17 protein-coding genes and 1 pseudogene are annotated in these 21,263 nt (G+C 72.0%); 6 read left to right on the top strand and 12 right to left on the bottom strand.

The annotated features are described in order from the left end of the window. Positions 1-53: 53 nt before the first annotated feature. A complete protein-coding gene (locus tag ACSMXR_RS29340) occupies positions 54-1,037 on the bottom strand; it encodes a GDP-L-fucose synthase family protein (protein ID WP_381909220.1) in 984 nt (327 codons plus the stop codon). 114 nt (positions 1,038-1,151) lie between these two features. Between ACSMXR_RS29340 and gmd the strand changes: the two genes are divergently transcribed. The 4 genes and pseudogenes from gmd (at position 1,152) to ACSMXR_RS29320 (ending at position 6,313) form a co-directional block, all read left to right on the top strand. Beyond that, positions 1,152-2,165, top strand: coding sequence for a GDP-mannose 4,6-dehydratase (gene gmd, locus ACSMXR_RS29335; protein ID WP_137230745.1), 1,014 nt, complete (start codon positions 1,152-1,154; stop codon positions 2,163-2,165). Positions 2,166-2,484: 319 nt separating this feature from the next. Then, a pseudogene (locus ACSMXR_RS29330) lies at positions 2,485-4,742 on the top strand (LamG domain-containing protein). Between the two features lie 3 nt (positions 4,743-4,745). Further along, positions 4,746-5,477 carry a hypothetical protein gene (locus ACSMXR_RS29325; RefSeq protein WP_381793752.1) on the top strand — a complete coding sequence of 244 codons (732 nt, stop codon included), beginning with the start codon at positions 4,746-4,748 and terminating at the stop codon, positions 5,475-5,477. Continuing rightward, positions 5,474-6,313, top strand: a complete 840-nt coding sequence (locus ACSMXR_RS29320; RefSeq protein WP_218524412.1) for a glycosyltransferase family 2 protein — start codon at positions 5,474-5,476, stop codon at positions 6,311-6,313. Before ACSMXR_RS29325 ends, ACSMXR_RS29320 begins: the two co-directional genes overlap by 4 nt. A 12-nt stretch (positions 6,314-6,325) precedes the next feature. Here the strand turns inward: ACSMXR_RS29320 and ACSMXR_RS29315 are convergent, their stop codons facing one another. Continuing rightward, positions 6,326-7,489 carry a glycosyltransferase gene (locus tag ACSMXR_RS29315; RefSeq protein WP_473170250.1) on the bottom strand — a complete coding sequence of 388 codons (1,164 nt, stop codon included), beginning with the start codon at positions 7,487-7,489 and terminating at the stop codon, positions 6,326-6,328. A 109-nt stretch (positions 7,490-7,598) separates the two neighbouring features. On the opposite strand from ACSMXR_RS29315, the gene ACSMXR_RS29310 reads away from it, so the two are divergent. Beyond that, positions 7,599-9,131 (top strand): hypothetical protein, encoded by a 1,533-nt coding sequence (locus ACSMXR_RS29310; protein WP_381909217.1) that lies wholly within the window; start codon positions 7,599-7,601, stop codon positions 9,129-9,131. On the opposite strand, the gene ACSMXR_RS29305 is transcribed toward ACSMXR_RS29310, so the two are convergent. From ACSMXR_RS29305 to ACSMXR_RS29295, 3 genes are read right to left on the bottom strand one after another with little or no spacing between them, the layout of a single operon-like run. Beyond that, positions 9,100-10,344 (bottom strand): MATE family efflux transporter, encoded by a 1,245-nt coding sequence (locus tag ACSMXR_RS29305; protein WP_473170249.1) that lies wholly within the window; start codon positions 10,342-10,344, stop codon positions 9,100-9,102. The genes ACSMXR_RS29310 and ACSMXR_RS29305 overlap by 32 nt on opposite strands. Beyond that, positions 10,341-12,047, bottom strand: a complete 1,707-nt coding sequence (locus ACSMXR_RS29300) for a P-loop NTPase family protein (RefSeq protein WP_473170248.1) — start codon at positions 12,045-12,047, stop codon at positions 10,341-10,343. The genes ACSMXR_RS29305 and ACSMXR_RS29300 overlap by 4 nt, the downstream gene beginning before the upstream one ends. Beyond that, entirely contained in the window at positions 12,044-13,306 is a 1,263-nt protein-coding gene (locus ACSMXR_RS29295; protein WP_473170247.1) for a glycosyltransferase, read from the bottom strand. The genes ACSMXR_RS29300 and ACSMXR_RS29295 overlap by 4 nt, the downstream gene beginning before the upstream one ends. Positions 13,307-13,457: 151 nt before the next feature. Here ACSMXR_RS29295 and ACSMXR_RS29290 point away from each other — a divergent pair, with 151 nt between their 5' ends. Next, a complete protein-coding gene (locus ACSMXR_RS29290; protein WP_030079843.1) occupies positions 13,458-13,907 on the top strand; it encodes an FAD synthase family protein in 450 nt (149 codons plus the stop codon). On the opposite strand, the gene ACSMXR_RS29285 is transcribed toward ACSMXR_RS29290, so the two are convergent. The 7 genes from ACSMXR_RS29285 to ACSMXR_RS29255 all read right to left on the bottom strand — a co-directional run bounded on the left by ACSMXR_RS29285 (position 13,876) and on the right by ACSMXR_RS29255 (position 21,171). Then, on the bottom strand, positions 13,876-14,619 hold the full coding sequence (locus ACSMXR_RS29285; protein WP_364882205.1) for a CDP-alcohol phosphatidyltransferase family protein: 744 nt from the start codon (positions 14,617-14,619) through the stop codon (positions 13,876-13,878). The two genes, ACSMXR_RS29290 and ACSMXR_RS29285, sit on opposite strands and share 32 nt — an antisense overlap. Before the next feature lie 89 nt (positions 14,620-14,708). Further along, positions 14,709-15,062, bottom strand: coding sequence for a monovalent cation/H(+) antiporter subunit G (mnhG, locus tag ACSMXR_RS29280; protein ID WP_137230370.1), 354 nt, complete (start codon positions 15,060-15,062; stop codon positions 14,709-14,711). Beyond that, positions 15,059-15,382 carry an MrpF/PhaF family protein gene (locus tag ACSMXR_RS29275; RefSeq protein ID WP_137230368.1) on the bottom strand — a complete coding sequence of 108 codons (324 nt, stop codon included), beginning with the start codon at positions 15,380-15,382 and terminating at the stop codon, positions 15,059-15,061. Before ACSMXR_RS29275 ends, mnhG begins: the two co-directional genes overlap by 4 nt. Next, positions 15,379-16,008: a Na+/H+ antiporter subunit E gene (locus ACSMXR_RS29270; protein ID WP_137230366.1), complete on the bottom strand. Its 630-nt coding sequence runs from the start codon at positions 16,006-16,008 to the stop codon at positions 15,379-15,381. The genes ACSMXR_RS29275 and ACSMXR_RS29270 overlap by 4 nt, the downstream gene beginning before the upstream one ends. Continuing rightward, a complete protein-coding gene (locus ACSMXR_RS29265; protein ID WP_137230364.1) occupies positions 16,005-17,657 on the bottom strand; it encodes a Na+/H+ antiporter subunit D in 1,653 nt (550 codons plus the stop codon). The genes ACSMXR_RS29270 and ACSMXR_RS29265 overlap by 4 nt, the downstream gene beginning before the upstream one ends. Beyond that, positions 17,654-18,271 (bottom strand): Na(+)/H(+) antiporter subunit C, encoded by a 618-nt coding sequence (locus tag ACSMXR_RS29260; protein ID WP_359144371.1) that lies wholly within the window; start codon positions 18,269-18,271, stop codon positions 17,654-17,656. Before ACSMXR_RS29260 ends, ACSMXR_RS29265 begins: the two co-directional genes overlap by 4 nt. Beyond that, positions 18,268-21,171 (bottom strand): Na+/H+ antiporter subunit A, encoded by a 2,904-nt coding sequence (locus ACSMXR_RS29255; RefSeq protein ID WP_137230360.1) that lies wholly within the window; start codon positions 21,169-21,171, stop codon positions 18,268-18,270. Before ACSMXR_RS29255 ends, ACSMXR_RS29260 begins: the two co-directional genes overlap by 4 nt. Positions 21,172-21,263 lie beyond the last annotated feature (92 nt).

Below are 21,263 nucleotides of genomic sequence, written 5' to 3'. Positions count from 1 at the left end.
CGCGGGGAGCGGCACCGGTGTGCCGCCGTGAGAGCTCTCACGGCGGCGGACCATCACTGTCCGGACGGGAGTTGGCCGAGCCACCAGGCGTAGGTGCGGGCGACGCCGTCACGCAGCGGGATCTGCGGCTTGAAGCCGAGGGAGGAGAGACGGGTCACGTCGAGCAGCTTGCGGGGTGTCCCGTCGGGCTTCGACGTGTCCCAGCCGATGCGCCCCTGGTAGCCCGTCACCTCCCGTACGGTCTCGGCGAGTTCGCGGATCGGGAGGTCCTCGCCGCAGCCGATGTTGACCGGTTCGTCACCGTCGTAGGCCTCCAACAGGCGTACGCACGCGGCGGCGAGGTCGTCGACATGGAGGAACTCACGGCGCGGGGAGCCGGATCCCCAGAGGGTCACCTCGGGGGCGCCGTCGCGCCGCGCCTCGTGGAAGCGGCGGATCAGCGCGGGCAGGACGTGCGAGGTCTCCAGGTCGAAGTTGTCGCCGGGCCCGTAGAGATTGGTGGGCATGGCGCTGATGTAGGAGGCGCCGTACTGCCGCCGGTAGGACCGGGTCTGGACGATTCCGGCGATCTTGGCGAGGGCGTACGCCTCGTTGGTGGGCTCCAACTCGCCGGTGAGCAGGGCGTCCTCGCGGATCGGCTGGGGTGCGAGCCGGGGGTAGATGCACGACGAGCCGAGGAAGAGCAGCCGCTCGGTCCCGGCCGCGTGCGCACCGGCGATCACGCTGAGCTGGATGCGCAGGTTGTCCTCCAGGAACTGCACCGGATACGTGCTGTTGGCCATGATCCCGCCGACCTTGGCGGCGGCCAGCACCACGACGTCCGGGCGGACCTCCTTCAGATACGTCTCGGTCCGCGCGGTGTCGCGCAGATCGAGCAGGTCGCGGCCGCGGGTGAGCACCTCGTGGCCGTCGTCGGCGAGGCGGCGGGCCACCGCCGAGCCGACCAGGCCGCGGTGTCCCGCGACGAATATGCGGGAGCCGGGCCGCAGTAGGGAACGGGCGGATTCCTGGGGCGGGACGGGGAGTTCGGTCGTCATGGCTCGGATTGTGCCAGCAGAAAGGGACTGCGGTGACCCTTTGCCGCAGAACGCTCCAATTCCGATATGTCGGTGAACATCGCCGTCGAGGCGATCAGCAGAGAAGGGGGAATCGTGGCGAAGACCGCGCTCATCACCGGGGTGACCGGCCAGGACGGTTCGTATCTGGCCGAGCTGTTGCTCGACAAGGGGTACACGGTGCACGGGCTCATACGGCGTTCGTCGAGCTTCAACACCGAGCGGATCGACCACATCTACCAGGGTCCCGAGGAGCCGGAGCGCTCCTTCGTCCTGCATCACGCGGACCTCTCCGACGGTGTCGCGCTGGTGAACCTGTTGCGCGACATCCAGCCCGACGAGGTCTACAACCTGGGCGCGCAGTCGCATGTGCGGGTGTCCTTCGACGCCCCGCTGTACACCGGTGACGTCACGGGGCTCGGCACCATCCGGCTGCTGGAGGCGGTCCGGGCCAGCGGTATCCAGACCCGGATCTACCAGGCCTCGTCCTCGGAGATGTTCGGCGCCAGCCCGCCCCCGCAGAACGAGAAGACCCCGTTCCACCCGCGCAGCCCGTACAGCGTGGCGAAGGTCTACTCCTACTGGGCCACGGTCAACTACCGCGAGGCGTACGGCATGTACGCGGTGAACGGGATCCTCTTCAACCATGAGTCGCCGCGCCGGGGCGAGACCTTCGTGACCCGGAAGATCACCCGGGGCGTCGCCCGGATCAAGGCGGGGCTCCAGGACCGGCTGCATCTGGGCAACCTGGAGGCGGTCCGGGACTGGGGGTACGCCCCGGAGTACGTGGACGCCATGTGGCGGATGCTCCAGTGCGACGCCCCCGACGACTATGTGGTCGCCACCGGCGAGGGGGTCAAGGTCAGCCAGTTCCTGGAGTACGCCTTCGAGCACGCGGGCCTGGACTGGCGCGAGCATGTGCGCTACGACCCCAAGTACGAACGCCCCAGCGAGGTCGACGCGTTGATCGGCGACGCCTCGAAGGCCGAGGAGCTGCTGGGCTGGAAGCCCGAGGTGAAGTCGCGGGAGCTGGCCCGCATCATGGTCGACGCCGACATCCGCCAGCTGGACGACCAGCTGACCGGGGCCGCCGTCCGGGTGGACCGATGACGGGGCAGGACCGCTGCCGGTCCGCCATTCCCTTACCGGACCGACCGACCGTGTGACCGCCGACGCCCGGACCGGGCCGGCGGCCACCCATGACCCCCGGCCAGCGCCTTCCGCGCCCGTGACCGGGACGATCACCGGCGCCACCGCCGATCTCCACCGACCGCTCGGTGGGGCTCAACGCGCCGGCCATGGGCGGGGCCCCGGCCCCGCCTCCCCACTCGCCCCGGTCCGCGGCGGGACGCACCGTCCCCGCCGCCGGTCGGGCGAGGCAGGATCCGCGGCCTTTCGGCCGCAGCTCGAATCTCACCTTCGGAGCTGAATGATGAACGGAAGTACGGGGCGCAGAGGCGGAGGACGCGGCCGTGTGCGGGCCGTGTCCGCCGCTCTCGGCCTGCTGGCCGGAGCCCTGACCGCGACCACGGTCGGGGCCTCCGGGGCGGCGGCGCTGACACCACCGGTCGCCATCACCGCGGACGACCTCTCCACCTGGCAGACCAACGGCATCGTCTGGTCGATGGCCGCCGGCGACGGCGTCGTCTACGCGGGCGGCACCTTCTCCACCCTGCGGCCCCCCACCGCGACCCCCGGCACGAACGAGCGGCCCGCGGTGAACTTCGCCGCGTTCGACGCGGCGACCGGGGCGCCCACCGACTGCTCGCTGTCCTTCACCATCTCCTCGGGGACCGCGACCGTAAGGGCCCTCGCCCTCTCCCCGGACGGCGAAACCCTGTACGCGGGGGGCCAGTTCGGCGCGGTCAACGGTGTCGGCGTGAGCAACATCGCGGCGATCGACACCGAGACCTGCACCGTCAGCAACACCTTCAAGATCGGGGTCTCGGCGACCGTGCGCGGGCTTGCCGTCACCGATGACACGGTCTATCTGGCGGGCGACTTCACCACGGTCGGCGGGCAGACCCGGAGCCACTTCGCCGCCGTCACGACCGGAGCCTCACTGCTGCCCTTCACGGCCAACGCCGACGAGGTCGCACGGGCCGTCGAGGTGACCCCGGACGGGCAGAACGTGCTGCTCGGCGGGGACTTCTTCCGGATCAACGGCACGAACACCCACGCCCTGGCCGTCGTCGACGCCACCACCGGACAGCTCACCAAGTCCTACCCGGGGTTCATCCACAACAACTCCACGGTCCAGGACATCACCACGGACGGAGCCGGTTTCTACACCGGCAACGAGGGCACCGGCGGCGGTGTGTTCGACGGACGCATCGCGCTGAACCTCAGCAACTTCGAGCAGCGCTGGCGGGACACCTGCCTCGGCGCGACCCAGGCCGTGCTGGTGCACTCCGGGGTGCTCTACAGCGGCAGCCACGCCCACGACTGCTCCAGCATGGGCGCCTTCCCCGACCAGCCGCGCAAGCATCTGCTGGCCCAGTCGGTGGACGACCCGAAGCTGCTGCCCTGGTTCCCGGACACCAACGACGGGATCGGGGAGCCGGTCGGGCCGCGCGTGATGAGCCAGACGAGCAGCGGCGGGCGCCACTACCTGTGGGTGGGCGGCGAGTTCACCACCGTCAACACCAAGCCGCAGCAGGGTCTGACCCGGTTCGCGGACGGCCCGGACACGGGCGTGCCGTGGGTGCCCAACGTCAGCCTCTCCACGCTGACCCCCGGGCAGATCGACGTGAACTGGCAGACCAGCTTCGACACCGACGACGGTGAGCTGACCTACCGGATCTACAAGGACGGCTCCAACACCCCGATCCACACGACGACCGGCTACTCGGTCTTCTGGGACCGGCCCCAGCTGACCTGGACGGACACCGCTGTCGCCCCGGGCGAGACCCACTCGTACCGGATCACCGCGAGCGACGGCCCCAACACCAGCGCCAAGTCACCGGCCCAGTCCGCGACCGTGGCGAGCACGGCGGAGGCGTACCCGGCGCGGGTCAGGTCCGACGGGGCGAGCCTCTACTGGCGCTGGGACGAGGGCACCTCCACCTTCGCGCACGACAGCAGCGGCGATCTGAACAACGGCTTCATGCGCAACGGCCCCGCCTACCGGCAGACCCCGGCGGCGGTCGCCGGGCCCTCGACGGCGATCGGGTTCAACGGCACCGACGAGTACGCGTACAGCAACCGGAAGCACACCCAGCCGGCCCGGTTCACCATCGAGACCTGGATCAAGACCACCACGACCCGGGGCGGGAAGATCGTCGGCTTCGGCAATCTGACCCAGCAGAACAGCAACCGTCACGACAAGCACATCTACATGCGCAACGACGGACGCCTCGTGTTCGGCGTCCAGAGCGGCGGAGCCCGCACCGTCGCCACATCGGCCGCCTACAACGACGGCAGTGGCACCACGTCGTCGCCACCCAGGGCCCCCTGGGGCAGGGCATGGCGCTGTACGTCGACGGGCAGCTGCGCGCGTCGAACATCCTGATCACCGGCAACGAGAACTACCCGGGCTACTGGCGGGTCGGCGGGGACAACCTGTCCGGCTGGCCGAACCGCCCCACCAGCAACTTCTTCGCCGGGCAGATCGACGAGACCGCCATCTATCCGACCGCGCTGAGCGCTTCCCAGGTCAGCGCGCACTACGCCCTGAGGAACGGCTGAGAGATGAGAAACCCGTTCCTGGCCTGCGCCGCCGTCGTGCTGACGGCGGCGGCGCTGGCCGCCTGCGGCTCGTCCGCGGACGGGAACGACCCGGAGGCCGCGGGCGCCCAGCGCCCCGCGGCCTCCGGGCCCGCCGTCCCCGGCCCGTCCGCCACCACGGCCACCGAGCCCGCCGCGCCGCCCACCGAGGAGCCGGCGGTCCCGGGAGCGTCCGCTCCTGCCGCCACGGCCGAGGGCCCGAAGACGCCCGCCGACGAGATCACCCCCGCCACGGGGACGTTCACCAAGAAGCAGAAGGAGTATCTGAAGGACCGGGTACCGAAGGGGATGGACCCGGCGGCCGTGCTCCAGACCGGCCAGGAGACCTGCGACAAGCTGCGCTACCTCGTCAAGGCCGACCGGGACACCGCGGTCGGCGCGATCGTGACGGGTGAGATCCCGGACGCGAAGGACGCGGTCGCCGGGCTCTGCACCCAGCACCAGGACCTGGTCGACGAGGCGGCGTACGGCTACCCGGACGGCCGGCACTCCGGGAAGAAGCTCCGGCCGGGCGTGTACCGCTCGGCCTCCCCCACCACGGACTGCTCCTGGCAGATCGAGGGGGCGGGCGGCAAGGAGCTGGCCTCCGGCACGTCCGGCACCGGGAAGTCCCGCAGGATCACCATCCCCGATTCCGCAGTTACGTTCACGTCCACAGGCTGCTATGCCTGGCTGCCCGAAGGAGCCGCGGAATGACCGCAGGTACGCCGAAACTCCCGATAGCCGTGGCGATCCCCACGAAGAACGAGGGTCTGAACATCGCGGAGGCGGTGAAATCGGTGCTGGGCCACTTCGAGGCGGTCGTGGTGGTGGACTCCCACAGCACCGACGACACCGTGAAGATCGCCGAGGAGTGCGGGGCCGAGGTGGTCACGTACACCTGGGACGGCGGGCATCCGCGCAAGAAGCAGTGGTGCCTGGAGAACGTCCGCACGGACCTGGACTGGATTCTGCTCCTGGACGGCGACGAGCGGCTCAGCCCCGGGCTGCTGGCCGAGCTGCGGGAGACCTTCCGCGATCCGGCGGCGCCGAAGCCCGCGGCGTACGACATTCCGCTCGGCTACTGGTTCTCGGGCAAGCGGCTGCGGCACGGATACACCATCCGCAAGCGGTCGCTGACCGACCGGACCCGCTGCCACTACCCGGAGGTCGGGGACCTGGACGCGCCGGGCATCGGGGAGGTGGAGGGCCACTACCAGCCGGTCGCGGCGAGCGTGGGCACGCTCACCCACCCCATCGAGCACCAGGACCTCGACCCGGTGACCGCCTGGTTCGAGCGGCACAACCGCTACTCGGACTGGGAGGCCTGGCTGGAGCACCACCCCCGGGTGAAGGAGCAGGTGCGCCAGGTCAAGTCGCGCCAGGGGCAGTTGTTCCACAAGGCGCCGTTCAAGCCGGTGGTGTCCTTCGCCTACATGTATCTCTACAAGCGGGGGTTCCTGGACGGCCGGGCGGGCTTCGACTTCGCGCTGGCGATGAGCTTCTACCGCTGGCAGATCGCGCTCAAGTCCCGCGAGAAGCCGATCCGTTGATCAGTGCTCTGCTCACCCTCGCCTCCGGCGGACCACGTCCTCGTAGGTCCGCCGGAGGGTGGCGGTGACGGCCTCGATGGTGAACTGCTCGTTCACCAGCTCCCAGGCGGCCTTGCCCGCCTGCTCGGCGGCCTCCGGCTCCAGCAGTTCCAGGATCGCGTCGGCGACCTTGCGGGCGTTGGCCGCGTCCTCGCCGACCCGGCTGTCGATCACCCGGCCCGAGCCCGCACCCGCCACATCGGGGGCCTGCCCGCAGGTGCGGGTGATGACGACCGGGGTGCCGACCGACATCGCCTCCAGCACCGAGACCGGGAACGGCTCCTCGATCGCGGGCAGCACATACACATCGGCCTCACGGTCGGCGGCCAGCACCTCGTCGTGCTCCAACGGACCGACATGGTCGAGGGATTCGGCCACGCCGAGCTTCCGGGCCAGCGCCAGGGTGCCGGCCAGCGCGCCGGTGTCGGGACCGGCCAGCACGAAGCGGGCGTCCGGGTGGCGGGCGAGGACGTGCGGCATCGCGGCGACGAAGTCCTCGGGCCGCTTGCGCGCCTGGATCCGGGCCAGATACAGCACGGTGGGCGGGCGGCCGGGCTCGCGGGCGGGCTTGCGCTCCTGCGGGCGGACCCCGTTGACCAGCCGTACGGTGCGGGTGAGCGGGACGGGGGCGGCGACGGCGTTCACGTCGAGCCGCTCCATCTCGGTCAGATGCAGGACGGCGTCCGCCTCGCGCAGCACCTTGCGGACCCCGAGGAGGTCGGTGAGCTGGGCGACCTTCTTCTCGGTGGGGTCGATCATGCCGTGGGTCTGGACGACCAGGGGCGTACGGGTCGCGAGTGCGAGGAGCGCCGCGGGCAGGGTCACCAGGTCCCGCATCAGATGGACATGGACGAGGTCGGCGCCGCGCATCATGCGGCGGGCGGTGTTCAGCAGCCCGGCGGAGGCGATGCCGCTGACCTCGAACATCGGGAGGACATGCCGGGCCTGGAAGAGATGGACCGGAACTCCTTCCACTTCAGCGGGCAGTTCACCGCCGGGGAAGCCGTCGCCGAGGGCCATGACGCGTGCGTCGTCGCCGTTCGCCCGCTGGACCTTGGAGAGGTTGAACGCCACGCGCGTCGGACCGCCGAAAGCGTGATCCGGGGTGTGGAGCGTGACAATGTGCAGGATTTTCACCAGAGTTCCCCTCGACTATGGCCAAGTATTCACAGCGTAGTCATCGGCCCCCCTCAAGTGGGCTGATTCGTTAGAGTGTTCAGCGGTTCACTGATCCCGGGGGGGGCGCATGACGTCGGTGCACACGTCGGCGCGGGAGCAGGCCGCTCCCACCGTCGTGGGCCCACGGGGGCCCGGGGTTCCCGGTGGCCCTCCGGAGCGGCCGATCGCCTGGTCGATGCTGTCGCGGGCGCTGTCCGTGCCGCTCATCCTGGGCCTGGTCTGCTTCCTGCCCGCGGTGATCGCCGCCCAGCCCGGCGACGGGGTCCGGGACACCGCGTACTGGCTCCAGCTGGTGCTGACCTGCTACGCGGGCGCCCGTCTCGCGACGATGATCCTCTCCACCCGGCGGCGGCTGCTCCAGGGCGTCTTCTGGATGTTCGTGTACATCGCGATGGGCGTGGCGCCGTTCGCCCAGGTGGTGATCGGTCAGACGCCGACGCCGATGGTGGGGCCGCGCCAGGACCTGGTCACGGCCATCGCGATGGTCCTGGTCGGGTGTGCCGCCTACGACCTGGGGGCACTGCTGGCCTCCCGGCGCCCGCTGCGCCGCCGGACCCCCTCCGCGCGCGGCTCGGGCGGCGGGCCCGCCGTCGCTCATCCGCTGCGGCTGCGGCTGCTGGTGCTGCTGGCGTTCACGGCGAGCGCGTTCTACGTGATGAAGCTGGGCGGGCCCGCGGTCTTCTTCGCCAGCAGGCAGGAGATCAACGAGACCGTGGCGGCGAGCGGGGTGGTCACGGAGGGGTCCAATGTGGGCTCGGCGTTCCTCAAGGGCTTCGGCCAGGTCCCGGCGCTGCTGGCGCTGCTCTTCTACACCCGCCGTCTGGCCACCTCCTACCGGGCCCGGCGCAGACCGTCGACGGTGCTGGTGTGGGTGGCGCTGGCGGCGCTGAACCTGCTGGTGAACAACCCGGTCTCCAACGCCCGTTACTGGTTCCTGACGGTGGTGGTGGCGTTCGTGTTCGCCGCGTTCCCGAGCAGTGCGGCGGTCTACCGGACGGTGCTGACGGCGGGCGTGGTGGGGGCGCTGGTGCTGTTCCCGTACGCGGACAGGTTCCGGTACGAGGAGGGGAGCCAGCGGTCCGTGCAGTCGGCCTCGGTCTTCGATCCGCTGGTGACCAAGGACTACGACCAGATGGTGATGTTCGCCAACACCATCTCGTGGGTGGACACCCGGGGCCACACCTACGGCCGCCAACTGGCGGGCTCCGGGCTGTTCTTCGTGCCGCGCGCGGTGTGGAGCGGGAAGCCGGAGGACACCGGGGTCCGGGTCGGGCAGTGGATGGGGCTGCGGATGACCAACCTCTCGGCCCCGCTGTGGACGGAGTTCTGGGTCGATCTCGGCGCGTCCGGCATGATCGGCGGGATGGCGCTGATCGGCTACGCGTCGGCCCGCACCGACCGCCGCTACGCCCTGGCCGTGACCCGGGCGGGGCCAGGCCCCGGGAGCGTGCTGGCCATCGCCGCGCCGCTGATCGCCGGATACACCTTCATCCTGCTGCGCGGCCCGCTGCTGCAGGCGGCGGGGAAACTGGCCATCGCCGCGCTGTGCCTGGTCGCGATCGCCACGTTCACGGAGCGGCGGGCAGGGCGTCGGCGCTGACGTCCCCGTCGCGGGCCGGGCTGTGCCGGCGCAGCCGCGCCACTCTGATCCAGGTGGCGACGGCCTTGCAGAGCGAGCCCAGGAACAGCCCCCAGGCCGCGCCCGGGACGCCCCCGACGGCGTAACCGCCCGCGAGAAATGCCACGGCGGTGAGCGAGAAGACGACCTGGATGGCGAGCGTGGTGCGCGGGTCGAGCATGCGCAGGGCGAGCAGGCCACAGGTGCCGACGGCCATCGCGGCGTACTGGCTGCCCGTCGCCGGGAGCAGTTCGGCGGCCACCGGCCAGGTGTCGCCGAGGAGTTGGCGGCCTGCGGCGTCGGGCAGCAGGGCCAGCACCGTGGCCCAGAGGGCGGCGGTCGCGGCGAGGACGGCGGCGAGCAACGCGGTGGCCCGGATCCGGCGGCGCTCGTCGTCGATGCGGCCCAGCAGCGGCGGGCCGAAGGAAGTGGCGGAGGTGTAGAGCACGTTGAGCGGGCCGAAGAGGGTCGTCGCGCCGCGCAGCGCGCCGACGAGGAGGGGGTTGCCGACCGCGCCGAGGCCGAGGACGGAGAGCTGGCCGGTCGCGTTGCCCACGCCGAACTCGACGGTGAAGCGCTGTCCGAGGTGGCCGCGCCGCAGCATCGGGCGCAGCCGCAGCGGGGATCCGGCGGTGGCACGGTGCAGGAGGGCGGCGGAGAGCAGAAGTGCGGGCAGGGCGGACAGGCCCCAGACGGCGATCAGGCGGGCCGGGGAGGCTCCGTAGTCCTGTACGGAGAGCGCCCCGAGCACGCAGGCGAGCCGCAACAGGTCCGAGGTCAGGGCGAGATGGGGCCGCTGGAGCGTGGAGAAGGCGTACCGTACGGCGTCCTGTCCCAGCACCACCGGGAGGACGAGGCCGAGCATCAGCAGGGCGCGGGCGGTGTCGCCGGGGACGAGGGCGCAGACGGCGGCGAGCGGTGCGCCGAGCGCGGCGGCGGCGAGCACGGTGAAGGTGACGGCGGACCGGCAGGCGCCCCGGGTCTCCTTCCCCGCGCCGCGCCGGAGGACCAGCGGCTGCCCGGTGTACGCGCCCGAGACGCCGAGGAGCACCGTGAAGACCAGGTAGACCGCGGAGAACCGGGCGAAGTCGGCGAGGGTGGAGAGCCGGGCGGCGGCCACCAGCACCAGGATGTTGGTGAGCGCCGCCACGCCCTGGTCCGCGACCGAGCAGAGGACGGCGGTGCGGGCTCTCACCGGCGGGCGGCCGGCAGGTTGACGGAGCGCAGGCCGAGGGTCTCGGCGGGATCGCCGGTCAGCTCGGGGGCGTCCGCCTCGGCGGACGGGGTGCCGCCCCCGCCTCCACCACCGTCGCCGCCGGTGGAGCGGCGGCGGGCGGCCTTGGCGCGGCGCTCGGCCCGCCGCAGGCGGCCCCGGCCCGGGTGGAGCAGGGCGCCGAGCACGGAACCTCCGGAGGCGCCGATGATCTCGCGGATGCGTTCCAGGTCGCTGCGGTGCACTTCGCGCGGGTCGCAGACGATCATGACGCCCTCGACCCGGTCGACCAGGGCGACCGCGTCCGCGTAGGACAGGACGGGCGGGGCCAGGACGATGACGACACCGCCGGGCCGGTCGGCCTCGGCGACGATGCGGCCGACGGACGGTGAGGTCAGGGCGCGCGGGACGTTGTCGGCGGTGGTGCCGGGGATCAGGGCGAAGGCTCCGGAGCCGGGGACGTCGACGTTGGAGCGGCCGCCGGTGGGCCAGCTGCCGTCGCTCTCCTCGGCGGCCCAGCGCGGCGGCCGTACCTCGTGGGCGGCGGAGCCGAGGTCGTCGGCGAGCGACGGGGTGCGCAGATCGGCCTCGACGAGCAGCACGTCCCGGCCCATCTCGGCGAACGCGGCGGCCAGGTTGGCGGCAGCGGCGGCGGCCGCCGCGTTGTCGCCGCGCGGGGAGGTGACCAGCAGACGGCGGCTCTCGGCGAAGGAGGGGTCGTAGGCGAGCCGGAAGGCGACGGCGCGGTACTCCTCGGCGAGCCGGGAGCCGCCGCGGCCGATGGCGAGCAGGCTGCCGGCGGCGGCGCGTTCCCGGGGCAGGGTGCCGAGCAGGGGTGCGCCGAGCGAGTGGACGAGTTCGCGGGTGGAGCGTACGGCGGGGTCGAAGACGAGCCGCACCCAGGAGAGCAGCAGCCCGAGCGCGAGACCGACGACGCCGCCGAGCCCGAGGAGCAGGGGCAGTCCTGGGCCGGTCGGCGAGGTGGGGGCGACGGGCTTCTTGTTAAGGTAGCCGGGGGTGGTGTCCAGGGCCTTCAGCTCGGATATCTTCCGGCTCAGCTCGGAGATGGAGACGATGATGTTGGCGCGGGCGCTGGTGACGTCGTCGGCCGCTGCCGCACCGGCCTGCTCCTCCAGCAGGTCGCGCTTCTCCTCCAGCGGCTTCAGCTGGGCACGGTAGCCACCGGCCATGTTCTCGATGCTCTCCTCGGTACGCGCCTTGCGGTGGGCCAGGTAGGCGCCTGCGAGGGCTTCGGCGCGGGCGCGGGACTGCTCGGGGGTGTCGCCGGTGTAGGAGAAGCGGAGGGTGAGGGTGTTGGGCGGGTTGGTGACCTGGAGTCCGGCGAGCAGCTTGCGGGCCGTGACGTCGTCGCCCTCATTGAGGAGCGTTCCGGCGGCCAGGGTGCCCACGGTGTCGCTGACGGCGGTCTGGCGCTCGGAGCCGATGTTGATGCCCTTGTCGGCGGTGGCTCCGGCGGCGAAGGGGTCGGAGATCGCGGAGCGGACGAGGACCTCGCCGGTGGCGGTGTAGGTGTCCTCGCCGCCGAGGGCGAGATAGCCGCCGCCGAGCAGGCCGATGACGACGCCGGTGGCCAGCAGGGAGCGGTAGCGCAGGAGTTGGCGGAACTGGTCGCGCAGGAGCGCCGGTTCGTCCTGGTCGTCCGGGGCGCGGTGCTGTGGCGTCATCGGCGGGAGCTCCCTCGTGCGTCCGGCAGGGCCTCGGCGAGCAGGTCGTCGAAGCGGGCGAGGCCCGCCTCCCGGCTCAGATGGCGGGCGACGTAGCGCGGGCCCTCGGCGCCGAGGGCGTCGGCGGCGGCCGGGTCGGCGGCCAGCTTCCGGACCGCTTCGAGCAGGGCGGCCGGGTCCTCGGGGGCGACGAGGAGCCCGGCGCCCGAGCGGCGGACCTCGTCGGCGGTGCCGCCCTCGTCGGCGACGGAGGCGATCACGGGGCGTCCGGAGGTGAAGTAGGAGGTGAGCTTGGAGGGGACGCTCATGTCGAGGACCGAGGCGCGCTGGGTGACCGCGAGGACGTCGGCGGCGGCGAGGACGTCGGTGAACTCCTCGGCCCCCGCGGGCTCCAGGAACTCCACGTTGGCGAGTCCCTCGGCGCGGGCGCGCAACGCGTCGCGCTGGTTGCCGTCGCCCATCAGGACGACGCGGAGGCCGGGGTCGAGGCGGGCGGTGTCCACCAGGACGTCCAGGCCCTGCTTGAGGCCCATGTTGCCGGAGTGCAGGATCACCGGGACCCCGTCGGGCCAGCCGAGCCGGGCGCGGGTCGCGGCGCGGTCGGCGGTGGGGCCCTGTACATGGGTCCAGTTGGGGACGAGGCGGATGCGGCCGGGGTCGACGCCGAGGGCCCTGACGCCGGGGACGAAGCTCTCGTGGATGACGCCGACGAGGGCGGCCCCGCGCAGTGCGTACCGCTCGGCGGCCGCGGCGACGGCGGCGGCCCTGCCGCCGCCCCGGATGCCGCTCTGTGCGGCGGCGGCGCCCATCAGGTCCTGGACGACGGGGAGATGGGGGACGCGGTGGCGCCGGGCGAGGCGGGCTCCGATGACGCCGCCGGCGAGGCTGGGCATCTGGGAGATCACGGCGTCGGGCCGGCCGGGCGGCGGTGCGAACAGCCCGGTGGCGAGGATGCTCGCCTCGAACGCGGCTCGCTTCAGAGCGGTCTGACGGGGCGGCACATAGTGCCTGCGCCGGTGCACTCCGACGCCGCCGCGTATCTCCACCGTCCGCCAGACGCCTCGGTAGTTCTCGTCGAGCCGCCAGGACGGGTAGTGCGGCATACCGGTGAGCGCCCGTACGCGGGCGCCGGACGCGGCCCAGTGCTCCGCCAGTTGGGTGGCGTACGGGCCGATGCCCGTGAGCTCCGGGGCGTAGTTGGTCGAAACCACCAGAAGCCGGCGGCCTCGCAGCGGACTGGGCCTTGATGTTTCGGACATCGGACGATCGCCTTCCCCCCACGACAGCCGCTGTCCCCACCGGGGAACAGCCCCTGCCGAGCTTATCCGTTCACGGCTTGCACAAGTGTTCTTCACAGTAAGGTCGTTGGAACATCACCGGATCACGTTCACCGTGGGGGGAGAGATACGGATGGTGCAGCACAGGGTGGGTTACGCACCCGGGGTGTACGACCTGTTCCACGTCGGGCACCTCAACATCCTGCGGCACGCCCGCAGCCAGTGCGACTACCTGGTCGCGGGGGTCGTGTCGGACGAGATGGCGGCCCTCGCCAAGGGGCACACGCCGATGATCCCGCTCCGCGAACGACTGGAGATCGTCCGCAGCGTGCGGTTCGTGGACGCCGCGTTCGTGGAGACCGTGCCGGACAAGGTCGAGACCTGGCAGCAGGTCCGGTTCGACGTGATCTTCAAGGGCGACGACTGGCGGGGCACCGAGAAGGGCCAGAAGCTGGAGCGCGACTTCGCCGAAGTCGGCGTGGAGGTCGTCTACTTCCCGTACACCGTGCACACGTCCAGCACCCAGCTGCGCCGGGCGCTGGACGTGCTCGTCAGCCGGCCCGGAGCGCTTTCAGCTCCCTGAACCACTTGGCGAGGAAGGCCGCCAGGAACAGCGTGTGCACCACCGCGAGCGCGGCGTACCCGGCGCGGAAGGCCCCGGGTGCGCCGAGCAGCAGGAACACCAGGCAGAACACGCCGTAGTCGGCGGGCAGCAGCGCCACGGCCCGCACCCGGGACACCGGCTGCGCGGGCGTCGCCGGTTCCGCCCAGGACGGTCCCCGGGCGCTCGCCGCCGCCTTGCCGAGCTGTTCGCGCAGCAGCCCCGCGCAGAAGGTCACCACGGCGGCCAGCTGAAAGCCCAGCGGAAGCAACAACCAGGTGTCCGAGGGCAGTTCGCCGAAGCGGTAGAAGGAGATCAGGACGGCGGTGTGGACGAGCACCAGCTTCCCGCAGTCCACGACATGGTCCAGCCACTCCCCGTCCGGCCCGCCCCGCCCGGTGAGCCGGGCGAGCTGCCCGTCGGCGGAGTCGAAGGCGAAGCCGACCGCGAGCGCCGCGTAGACCAGAACGGCGAGCGTCCACGACGGCTCGACGAGCGCCACCGACGCCAGCGCGCCGTAGGTGAACAGCGCACTGGTCAAGGTCACTTGATTGGGCGTCATTCCCGCCCGATGGGCCCCGGCCGCCAGCAGCCGTCCGGCGGGCCGGTTCACGTACCGCGAGTAGAGCGAGACGCCCTTGGCGCTCTTCTGTGCGCCGCGCAATGCGCGCAGCACTGTGCCCGTGCTTTCCACTACGCCCCCCAGCGTCCGGCAGTGCCCGCATCATGGCACGCGGGCCCGGGGCCGTGGGGGCTTTGTCCGTGACGGCCGCCGGAGAGCGGTCACTTGCCGTCGGTGAGCTGCTCGTCGAGCTCGTCGAAGAGCAACTCGCTGTGTTCGACCTGGCCGGTGCGGTACGCGGACCGGGCCACCAGGTGCGAGGCCACCGGTCCGGTGAGCATCTGGAAGAAGGCGATGAGGGCGAGGGTGGCGAGGTCCATGCCGCTGCGCAGCCGCAGCGCGACCCCGGCCAGCACCAGGATCATGCCGAGGGTCTGCGGCTTGGTCGCCGCGTGGCTGCGGGAGAGGACGTCGGGCAGCCGGAGCATGCCGATCACCCCGAGCAGACAGATCGCGGCGCCGATGAGGAGCAGCACGGCGCCGGCCGTGTCGACGATCTGGAGCCAGAGACTCACTGCGGGCCCTCCTGGGTGTCGCCGTGGTGCGGGTGGCGGGGCCGGTCGCGTACGGCGATGAAGCGGGCGATGCCCACCGAGCCGGTGAACCCGAGGAACGCCAGCACCAGCATGATCGGGAAGTAGAACGGGTCGCGCGCGAAAGCCGACTTGGCGGCGAGGCCGGCGATGATCAGGGCGGCGCAGACGTCCAGCGAGATCGCCCGGTCGAGCATGGAGGGGCCGCGCCAGATCCGGGCCAGCAGCAGCGCCCCGGCGACGAGGATCAGCACGACGGCGGTGGTCAGCAGGATCCGGTCGACCTGTTCGGGTGCGGTCATGGTGCGGGCCTCCCGGCGGCGAGCTGGGGCGGTGGCGGGGGTTCGGCGACCCGGGCGATCTCGTCGGGGGTGCCGAAGGCCCGTACGGTCAGTTCCTCCAGCCGCCACACCTTGCGGCGGGCGGCTTCGAGCTCCTCGGGCCGGTCGGCGTCCAGGACGTGCAGGAAGACGGTGGCGGTGGCCCGGCGCACCTCGATGATGGAGCCGCCGGGGACGTTGGAGACGGCGACGGCGGTGGCGGCGAGCATCAGGTCGCTGCGGCAGCGCAGCGGGACGCCGATGACGGCGGCCCGGTGCGGCAGGCCGAAGAAGATCTGCCGGGTGACCTTCACCCCCGAGGTGTACATGTCGTGGAAGAGATAGCCGGCCAGGCAGATGATGCCCCAGAGGTGCAGCCGCAGTCCGAGGTCGACCCGGGGCAGCGGGAAGGCGAGGCAGACGAGGACCGAGACGACCAGGCCGGTCAGGACGTTGGCCCAGGTGAGGGTCGACCAGAGCAGCACCCAGATGACGGTGAGCCAGGCGATCAGCGGCAGATCGATCACCCGTCGGCGGCGGGTGCCGAACTCGCAGCTCAGCGGCGGCAGATCGGCGTTGCTGAACGAGAAGCGCAGGATCCGTCTCACCGGCCCAGCACCTCCTGGATGTAGGGGGTCCGCTGGAGGAGTTCGGCGGCCGTGCGGTCGGTGAAGGCGGTGAGCGGATCGGCGAACACGGTGAAGGCGAGGCCGATCGCGATGGTCGCCGCGGTGGCCGCGACCATCGTGCGGGGCAGCCGGCTGGTGGTGATGACGGCCCGTCCGTGCAGGGTCGCGGCGACGGCCCGACCGGCGGGCGGGGGCGTGGCTCCGATGCCCTCGTCGCCGGTGCCGGGGATGTCGTCGGGGCCCGCGTCGGTGTCGTCGTCGCTGTCGTCGCCGGACTCCAGGACCGTGCCGGCGGCGGCCTGTCCGGGCGGGGCGGCCCGCCAGAAGGCGAGGTTCCAGACCTTGGCGACCACGTACAGCGTCAGCAGGCTGGTGGCGGCCGAGCCGGCCACCAGAACCCAGGCCCAGCCGCCGCCGTCGGCGACGCCCGCGCGCATCAGCCCGAGCTTGCCGATGAAGCCGGACAGCGGCGGGATCCCGGCGAGGTTCATCGCCGGGACGAAGAACAGCAGGGCGAGCATGGGCGCCGCCCGGGCCATCCCGCCGAGCCGGGTCAGCTCCGTGGTGCCGCCCCGGCGTTCGATGAGCCCGGCGACGAGGAACAGCGTCGTCTGGACGGTGATGTGGTGGGCGACGTACACGATGGCCCCGCCGTACGCCTCGCGGGTGGCGAGGCCGATACCGAAGACCATGTAGCCGATGTGGCTGATCAGGGTGAAGGAGAGCAGCCGCTTGAGGTCGGTCTGGGCGACCGCGCCGAGGATCCCGATGACCATCGAGGCCAGGGCGATGGCCATCAGGAGGTCGCCGATGCGGTTGCCGGGGAAGAGCAGCGTCTCGGTGCGCAGCATGCAGTAGACGCCGACCTTGGTGAGCAGTCCGGCGAAGACGGCGGTCACCGGGGCCGGGGCGGTCGGGTAGGAGTCGGGGAGCCAGGCGGCGAGCGGGAAGACGGCGGCCTTGATCGCGAAGACGGTCAGCAGCATCGCCTGGATCAGGGTCTGTACGCCGACGGGGAGGTCGGCCAGCCGTACCGCGAGCTGGCCGAAGTTGGCGGTGCCGGTGGCCGCGTACGTCATGGCGATGGCGGTGAGGAAGAGCATCGAGGAGAACAGCGAGATGATCACGTACGTGGAGCCCGCCCGCATCCGGGGTCCGGTGCCGCCGAGGGTCAGCAGGACGAAGCTGGCGACCAGCATGATCTCGAAGCCGACGTAGAGGTTGACGAGGTCGCCCGCGAGGAAGGTGCAGGAGACCCCGGCGACGAGGATCAGATAGGCGGGGTGGAAGACGGCGAGCGGGGTCTCCTTGTCCCGGTCGGTCATGCCCTGGCCGAGGGAGTAGACGAGCACGCAGAGCGTGACGGCCGAGGAGACCGTGAGCATCAGTCCGGACAGCCGGTCGGCGACCAGGGTGATGCCGAGCGGCGGGGCGAAGTCGCCGAGGTGGACGGAGAGCGGGCCCTGCCGGTCGGCGGCGACCATGAGGGTCGCCGAGAGCGCGGTGACGGCGGTGAGCACGGCCACGCTGATGAAGCGCTGGAAGCGCCCCAGCCGGGTGCCGAAGGCCAGGCTCAGGCCGGTGGCGCACAGCGGCAGCAGCACCGGCAGCGGGACGAGCGCGTTCATCCTCGGGCTCCTCGGTCACGGGGGTAGCGGTCGTCCGCCTTGGCGTCGCCGTCGCGTGCGTAGTCCTCGGGGTCCGCGCCCAGTACGTCGTTCCACAGGTTGCCGGAGGCATCGCGGCCGCGGGCCTGGCGGGCGCGGTCGGCGCGGAGCCGGTCGCGGAGCCGGCGGCGCTCCTCCCGGTAGCGTTCGCGCTCCTCGGCGGTGGGTTCGGCGCCCGACCGGAACTGCTCGCGCAACTGGTCCCGTTCGCCGAGGACTTCGGCGCGCAGCACGATGCGCCGGTCCTCCAGGTCGTCGTGGACCTCGTCGGTGCCGGTGATCTGGTGACTGCGGTAGGCCATGGCCAGCAGGAACGCGGTGGTGGCCAGGGTGATGACGATGGCGGTCAGCGCGATGGCCTGCGGCAGCGGGTCGGTGACCCGGCTGAGGGAGACCCCGTACAGCAGCGGGGCGGCGCCGGCCCGGCCGGTGGAGGAGAGCACCAGCAGGTTGATGCCGTTGCTGAGGACGACGGCGCCGAGCAGGATGCGGGTCAGCGGGCGGGTGAGCATGAGGATGCCGCCGACGGCGCAGAGCACGACGGCGGTGGCGATGAGCGAGGCGCTGACGATCATCGCAAGGGTCCTCCCGCCTCGGGGCCGCCGTCGGGGGTGAGGACGCCCGCCGCCCGTTCGATCTGCCGGTCGACCTTGGCGCCGAGGGCCCGCACGATGTCCAGGACGACGCCGAGGACCAGCAGATAGACGCCGAAGTCGAAGAGGACCGAGGTGCTCAGGTGGTATTTGCCGAAGACCGGCAGATGTCCGTAGTACGTGAACGCGTGCAGGACGGTGCCTTCCGCGAGTCCGATGAGGCCGACCCCGGTGGAGATGAAGAGGCCGAGTCCGGTGAAGAGTCCGGGCTGCAGGGGTGCGGCCTCGGCGAGTTCGAAGCGGCCGCCCGCCAGATAGCGGGTGATCAGGGCGACCCCGGCGACGAGTCCGGCGACGAAGCCGCCGCCGGGCAGGGACTCGGCGCAGAACAGCAGATAGACCGAGAGCACCAGGATCGGGTGGAACAGCAGCCGGGCCACCACTTCGAAGACGATCGAGCGGTGCTCGGGGGCGAGGGTGGCTCCGGCGGCCAGCCAGCTGCGTTCGGGGGCGGCGTCGTCGCCGAGCGGCAGCCGGGAGGAGTGGTGCGCCGAGAGGGACCAGGCGGTGCGGCCGCGCAGCTCCTCCTGGGCCATGGTGCCCTCGCTGCGGCGGTGCAGATAGATGAGGCTGGTGACGCCGACCGCGGCGGCGGCGAGCACCGCGGACTCCCCCATCGTGTCCCAGGCGCGCAGGTCGACGAGGATCGTCGCGACGACGTCCTTGTACCCGTGGTCGGCGACCTCCTGGACCATGGCGGCGCCGGCCGGCGGGGCGGTGCGCGCGGCGGCGGCGACCCACATCCCGACGCCGACGGTGGCCGCCGCCGCGAGGGCGACGGGGACGCGGGTGGCCCGCCGCCAGGTGCTCACGGTCTCCTGGAAGTGGACGGGCATCCGGCGCAGCACCAGCACGAACACGATCATCGCGACGGTCTCCACGCAGAACTGGGTGAGCGCCAGGTCGGGCGCTCCCTGGACGACGAAGAGCAGCGCGGTGCCGTATCCGGTCAGCCCGGCCAGGACGACGGCCTTCATGCGTCGGCGCACCGTCAGACAGAGCAGGGCGGCGGCACAGGTCAGGGCGGCGACCGCGCCCTGGAGCGGGTTGTCCCAGACCCGGGGGCGTACGGCCCCGTCCCAGGGGGTGTCGACCAGGAGGACGGCGAGCTGGCCGCCGAGCATGACGAGCAGGGTGGTGGCCAGGTACACCGAGAGCGAGCCTCGCTGGATGAAGCCGGTGACCTGGAGGGCGAGACGTTCCTGCCCGAGCAGCAGATGGCCGAAGACGCTGTCGGCGGTGGGCCAGGCGATCCGCCGCGAGAGCCGGGTGACCCGGGAGCGCCCGAGGAAGAGCACGGTGCCCGCGGCCCAGGCGAGCGCCGACAGGAGCAGCGCGAGGCCGAATCCGTGCCAGAGGGCGAGGTGGTACGGGTCCGGGTCGGGCGGGAACGTGTCGGCGTACGCGCCCAGCAGCCGGTCGGTCCAGCCGACGCCGGGGCCGAGGACCAGGCCGAGGACGGCGAGCAGGGCGGGCGGGGCGAGGAAGGCCCAGCCGATGGAGTGGACCGGGGTGTCGGGGACGCCGCGCTTGCGGGCGAACGCGCCCCAGACGAACCGCAGGGTGTACGCGGTGGTCAGCGCGGAGCCCGCGACGACGACGCCCAGCGCCCACCGGTCGGCGGCGGAGCCGTGCAGCAGGGCCTCGAACGCGGCCTCCTTCGCGGCGAACCCGAGCAGCGGCGGCAGGGCGGCCATGGAGGCGGCGGCGAGTACGGCGACCCCGGCGACGTACGGCAGCGAGCGGCCGACGCCGGAGAGCTCCCGCAGATCACGGGTGCCGGCGGCGTGGTCGACGATGCCGGTGACGAGGAACAGCGGGGCCTTGAAGAGGGCGTGTCCGAGGATCATCGCGACGGCGGCGAGCGCGGCGTCACGGTTGCCGGTCCCGGCGAGCAGGGTGAGGAAGCCGAGCTGGCTGACGGTCCCGTAGGCGAGGACGAGCTTGAGGTCGTTGAGGCGCAGCGCCCGCCAGCCGCCGAGCAGCATGGTCGCGCCGCCGAGGACGATGACGACGGGCTTCCAGACGGGGACGTCGGCGAAGGCGGGGGCGAGCCGGGCGACCAGGTAGACCCCGGCCTTGACCATCGCGGCGGCGTGCAGATAGGCGCTGACGGGGGTCGGCGCGGCCATGGCGTTCGGCAGCCACATGGAGAACGGCCAGATCGCGGACTTCGACAGGGCCCCGCAGAGCACCAGGACCACGGCGATCGACACGGCGAGGGTCGTCTCGGGCGGGTCGGCGAGGATCGCGGAGATCCGGTAGGTGCCCGCGGCCTGACCGAGGATCAGGAAGCCCACGAGCATGGCGAGGCCGCCGAAGGTGGTGACGACGAGGGCCTGGAGGGCGGAGCGGCGGCTGTGCCGGTGTTCGCTGCCGTGGCCGATCAGCAGATAGGAGAAGACCGTGGTCAGCTCCCAGAACACATAGAGCGTGATCAGGTCGTCGGCGAGGACGAGGGCGAGCATCGCGCCCGCGAAGGCGAGGAGGTTTCCGGCGAAGCGGCCCAGTTGCGGGGTGTCGTCGGTGAAGTAGGAGGCGCAGTAGAGCAGGACGAGCGCGCCGACCCCGGCGGCGAGCAGCACCATCAGCTCGGACAGCGCGTCCAGGCGGAGGTCGAGGGTGACCCCGTAGTCCGGGATCCACTCCCAGGTCCAGGTGTCGGCGGCTCCGGAGGCGGCGGTGCTCCAGCGGGTGAAGGCCCAGACGGTCGCGGCGGCCGGGGGCAGCGCGAGCACGACGAAGGCCCGTCGGCCGAGCCGGTGCACCAGCGGGCCCGCGCAGGCCGCCAGCGCGAAGTGGGCGACGATGAGCGCGATCACAGCGGGGTGTCCGGGGCGGGCGGCGGGGCATCCGGAATAAAGGGCACTAAATACAGATATATCTCTCGGGCCGATTCACCCGACCGGCGCGC

It is taken from the genome of Streptomyces sp. DSM 106670, assembly GCF_055792845.1.
Note: the sequence above shows the minus strand (reverse complement) of the source record. Positions and strands in the feature narration are given on the sequence as shown.